Here is a 4,440-nt window from a genome sequence, read left to right as displayed (position 1 = left end):
CCCAGCAGCCCCGAGCCCGCCTCGACGCCGCCCAGGCGCGTCATGCCCACGCCGATCTCGAACACGCCGAAGAGGTTGAGCGCGATGATGAAGAGCAGCAGCGCCATGCCGGCGACGAACAGGGGCGATTGCAGCTGAAATCCCCACCCTACCTTTTCGCCCGCAGCGCGCACCCCCATGAGCGCGGCCGCAAGACCCCAGCAGAAGACGAGCACGCCCGACGTGAAGGCCACGGCATGCTTCCAGGGGGGCGTGCCGGAAGAGTGTGCGTGCTCCACCACCCCCGCCACCTTGAGCGACAGCACCGGGAACACGCACGGCATGATGTTGAGCAACAGGCCGCCCAGCAAGGCGCTCAGCAGCGCATAGATAATGGCGCCGCTGTCGAGAGGCGTCGATGCGGGGAGCGCCGGAGGTGCAGCCGCCCCTCCGGGAGACGGCGCCCCCGTCGTTGGCTCGCCGCTTGCTGTGCCGAAGCGCGGCGACGATGACGGCGCTCCCGAGCTCGTCGGCGCGGTTTCGAGCGCGCGCAGCGCATCTTCGTGCGCGGGCTTCACCGGAGTGCCGGCCGCGGCCAGCGGGATCTCGAGCTCGGTGTCTGTCGTGGCGGGGGCCAGGCACGCCGTGTCGTTGCACGCCTGGTAGTCGATGGTGACCTTCACCTTGCGCACGCCCGACGTCGCAAGCGTGGTGGCCGCGTTCCCCGAAACGCGAACGAGCACGTGCCCTGAGAACACGGGCACCGGGTCCGGCGACAGGGCGAGCTTGATGGTCTCCGGCGCGGGAAATCGCGGAGAACCCCAGGTGAGGCCTTCGCTCGCGGCCAGCGCGACCTTCGTGGCGATCTGGAAGTCGAGCTTGGGCGCGTCGGTGTTGATGTGGTAGCCCTTGGCGATGTCGAGCACCACCGCGGCCTCGAACGCATCGCCAGGACGCACCGCGGTGACGCCCAGCAGTGCGCGTGCCGTCACCACGGGCGGACGTGCCTCGGCTGACCGCGACAGCAGAACTGCCCCCGCAACGCAGAGCAGCACGAGGGCCAGCAGACGGCTCCTCACGACGTCGAGCCGGTGAACGCGCAACCGCATCAGCTCTTGCCGGCGCGGGGCTCGGCCTCACCCTCGAGCATGACCACATTGTCGTCAAGGTGGGCGCAGTCGTTCACAGTGACCACGGTGGCACGCTCTTCATGATACGAGAGCCGGGTCAGCGAGCAGTTGTCGAGCAGCACCGTCCACGATCGGTTGCGCGGCACCCCCATGATCTCCCACAGCAGGCTCCGGATAGGACCCCCGTGGGTGACCACGAGGAAGCGCCCCGCCTTGGGCAGCGTCGACCGCCACTCGACCAGGCGCTCCTCGAGCTGCTTGTACGACTCTCCGTCGGGCAGGCAGTCGGCGTACGGATCGTTCCACCAGGTCTCGACGACGCGGCGCTCGACCTGGGTCATGTCGTCCCATCGCTTGCCCTCGAGCTTGCCGAAGCTCAGCTCGCGCAGACGCATGTCGAAGATGGGCGTGCCGTGCGGGTAGGCGAGCAACGCGGTCATGCGCGCCCGTCCCAGATCAGAGCTGTAGACCGCGTCGAAGCGCTCAGCGCGCAGGCGATGGGCCACCCGGCCCGCCTGCTTCATCCCCGCGGCGTTGAGGGGAACATCGGTCTGCCCCTGCCAGCGGTGCGCGCTGTTCCAATCGGTCTCTCCGTGACGCAGAAGCCAGAGCTCGAGCATTCGTTTGCCTCCGTGTTGATGATCAGAAGGTCAGCCCCGTGCCGCGCGCGTGCAAGCCCGGCAGCGACACCGGAAGCCTGCCGCGAGGCGCGACGCGCGCACACAGCACATCGGCCAGGGCGCGCACCGAGCTGCGCGCGTAGCCGTAGGTGCAGACGTAGGTCTTCACGTCGCTCACATCGACCAGCACATACGGGCTGTTCAGCGATATGGCCACTACCGGCCTCCCCGTTTCGAGGAGCGCGCGGGTCAGCTCGGCCTGCTCGGGCGACAACCGCCCCCGAGCGTACAGGCAGAGCACCACCACATCGGCTTCCCGGGCCTGGGCACAGATAGACGGCCCGTCATCCACGCCCCCTTCCTGCAGCGAGAAGCGATGCTCGGTCACCTGCATATCCCGCGCGCGAAGCTCGTCGGACAGCGGGAACACGGCCCCGATCTCTCCGAGCTGAGAGACCGGCAGCAGGGCGGGGGCCACCAGCGCCACCCGCGTGGCGGGGCGCAGCGGCAGGGCGCCGTCGTTTCGCACCACCGTGGTCGACGCGCGGGCGGCCTCGTCGATGGCCTCGGCGGTGGAAGCAGGCGGTGGAGCGACCTCGCCCCGCGCGGCCCACGCCGCCTTGAGCCGGCGGATGCGGGCCACCGAGGCGTCGATGCGGGCCTCATCGATGACACCGCCGCGAACCGCCGCGAAAAGGGCCTGCCAGGTCTCCTCCTGCGCCTCGCGCGTGCCGCAGGCGAGCACGACGTCTGCCCCTGCCTGCACCGCCATGACGGCGGCCTGTCCGACGCCGAAGTTGTCGGCCACGGCCTTCATCGACATCGAATCGGTGATGATCACACCGTCGAAGCCCAGCTCGCTGCGCAGCACATCGGTGAGAATGGGGCGGCTGAGCGTGGCGGGCAGCCCAGCGCCATCGAGGGCCGGGTAGACGATGTGCGCCGACATGATCATCTCGAGCCCATCGCCGATGAGCGCGCGATAGGGAGCAAGCTCGATGGCGTCGAGACGCTCGCGCCCCTCGTTGAGGGCAGGGAGCGCGAGGTGCGAGTCGACCGAGGTGTCGCCGTGCCCCGGGAAGTGCTTGGCGCACGGCGCGATGCCGGCGTCGCGATACCCCCGCGCCACCTCGAGGCCGAAGCGGGTCACCTGATCGGCGGTCTCGCCGTACGAACGCACCCCGATGATGGGGTTCGACGGGTTGCAGTTCACGTCGACGCACGGCGCAAAGTTCACGTTGATGCCGAGGCTGGCCAGCTCGAGACCGTTCACCCGCGCGGTCTCACGCGCCCAGGCCACATCACCGGCCGCCGCCAGGGCCATGGCGCCGGGCGACGAGGCCAGCGGATCGAACGGCAGGCGATCGACGATGCCGCCCTCTTGATCGATGCCGATGAAGAGCGGCTCAGGCTGGTCGTGTGCCGCCTGTAGCGCGCTGCAGAGCGCGGCCACCTGTTCGCGGCGCTCGATGTTCTTTGCGAAGAGAATCACGCCGCCCCAGTGGCGCGTCGAGAAGCTGTGTGCCACATCGTCGGGCACCGCGAGCCCCGTGAAATCGATCATCACGAGCTGACCGATCTTCTGCTCGAGGGTCAAGGGGCGCGTGTCTGAAAGAGGAACGGCGTGCGTCGTCATGGGCTCGTGCTTTCGGCTCGACGAGACGGGGTCCTTCCCGCTTGATGGGTATGCGCCGTCTCGCCCGGCCCTCCCCGATGACGGCAACGCCCGGACCGAGCAACGAACGCCCTGAAGGAGTCCGGACCGCATGCGCGAAACCGCCCGCCTCTCTCGCGTACTCCGTGCCGCATCAGCACGTCACGCCAGACTCCCCAATCGCAGGAGGCCCCATGCGTCTCGGACTCCAGTTTCCCATCTTCAATGTTCCTCACGGCCCCGCGGCACTGGCCCGCACCTTCGGCCGCACCGCCCAGCTCGCCGACGAGATCGGCCTCTACAGCTTCTGGGTGATGGACCACTTCTTTCAGATCGAGTACTTCGGCCCCGCCGAGATGGACATGCTCGAGGGCTACAGCGCCCTCTCGTTCGCGGCCGCCCTCACCCGACGCATCAAGCTCGGCACCATGGTCACGGGCGTGACCTACCGCGAGCCGGGCGTGCTTGTCAAGACCGCCACCACCCTCGACGTGCTCAGCGGCGGTCGCGCCTACCTCGGCATCGGCGCGGGCTGGTTCGAGCGCGAGCACAAGGGGCTGGGCGTGCGCTTCCCCCCCACGAAGGAGCGCTTCGAGCGCCTCGAGGAGACCCTGCGCATCGCGCTGCAGATGTGGTCGGGAAAGGTGGCCCCCTTCCACGGGCGCCACTATCGCCTGGCCGAGACCCTGTGCCACCCCATGCCGCTGTCACGCCCCCACCCCCCGATTCTCATCGGGGGCATGGGCGAGCAGAAGACCCTGCGCATGGTGGCGCAGTACGGCCAGGGCTGCAACCTCTTCGCGTTCGCCGGGGTCGAGGCCGTGAAGGCGAAGCTGGCCATACTGCGCGGCCACTGCGAGCGCTACGGCCGCGACTATGCGGCCATCGACAAGACCGTGCTCGACGCGCTGTGGCTGACACGCAACGGTGGCGCCGACAGCCTGTCGCCCGCGCAGCTCGTGGAGCGGCTGCACATGTGGGCCGAGGCCGGCATCGACCATTACATCTTCAGCGCCCGCCACACACCCGATCCCGCGTTCTTCGAACTGCTCGCCGA

At 68.9% G+C, this 4,440-nt stretch carries 4 protein-coding genes; 1 reads left to right on the top strand and 3 read right to left on the bottom strand.

Translation table 11 applies throughout. From position 1 onward, the window contains the following. The 3 genes from EB084_20290 to EB084_20280 all read right to left on the bottom strand — a co-directional run. Positions 1-1,088 (bottom strand): hypothetical protein (locus EB084_20290; GenBank protein ID NDD30606.1); only part of this gene is annotated, 1,088 nt, incomplete at its 3' end. Continuing rightward, complete coding sequence (locus EB084_20285; GenBank protein ID NDD30605.1) at positions 1,088-1,729, bottom strand: histidine phosphatase family protein; 642 nt, start codon at positions 1,727-1,729, stop codon at positions 1,088-1,090. The genes EB084_20290 and EB084_20285, both read right to left, overlap by 1 nt. Before the next feature lie 22 nt (positions 1,730-1,751). Next, entirely contained in the window at positions 1,752-3,497 is a 1,746-nt protein-coding gene (locus tag EB084_20280; protein ID NDD30604.1) for a beta-N-acetylhexosaminidase, read from the bottom strand. Positions 3,498-3,577: 80 nt separating this feature from the next. Here EB084_20280 and EB084_20275 point away from each other — a divergent pair. Further along, on the top strand, positions 3,578-4,440 hold an 863-nt coding region (locus EB084_20275; protein ID NDD30603.1), incomplete at its 3' end, for an LLM class F420-dependent oxidoreductase.

This window comes from Pseudomonadota bacterium (assembly GCA_010028905.1).
Taxonomy (GTDB): domain Bacteria; phylum Vulcanimicrobiota; class Xenobia; order RGZZ01; family RGZZ01; genus RGZZ01.
Note: the sequence above shows the minus strand (reverse complement) of the source record. Positions and strands in the feature narration are given on the sequence as shown.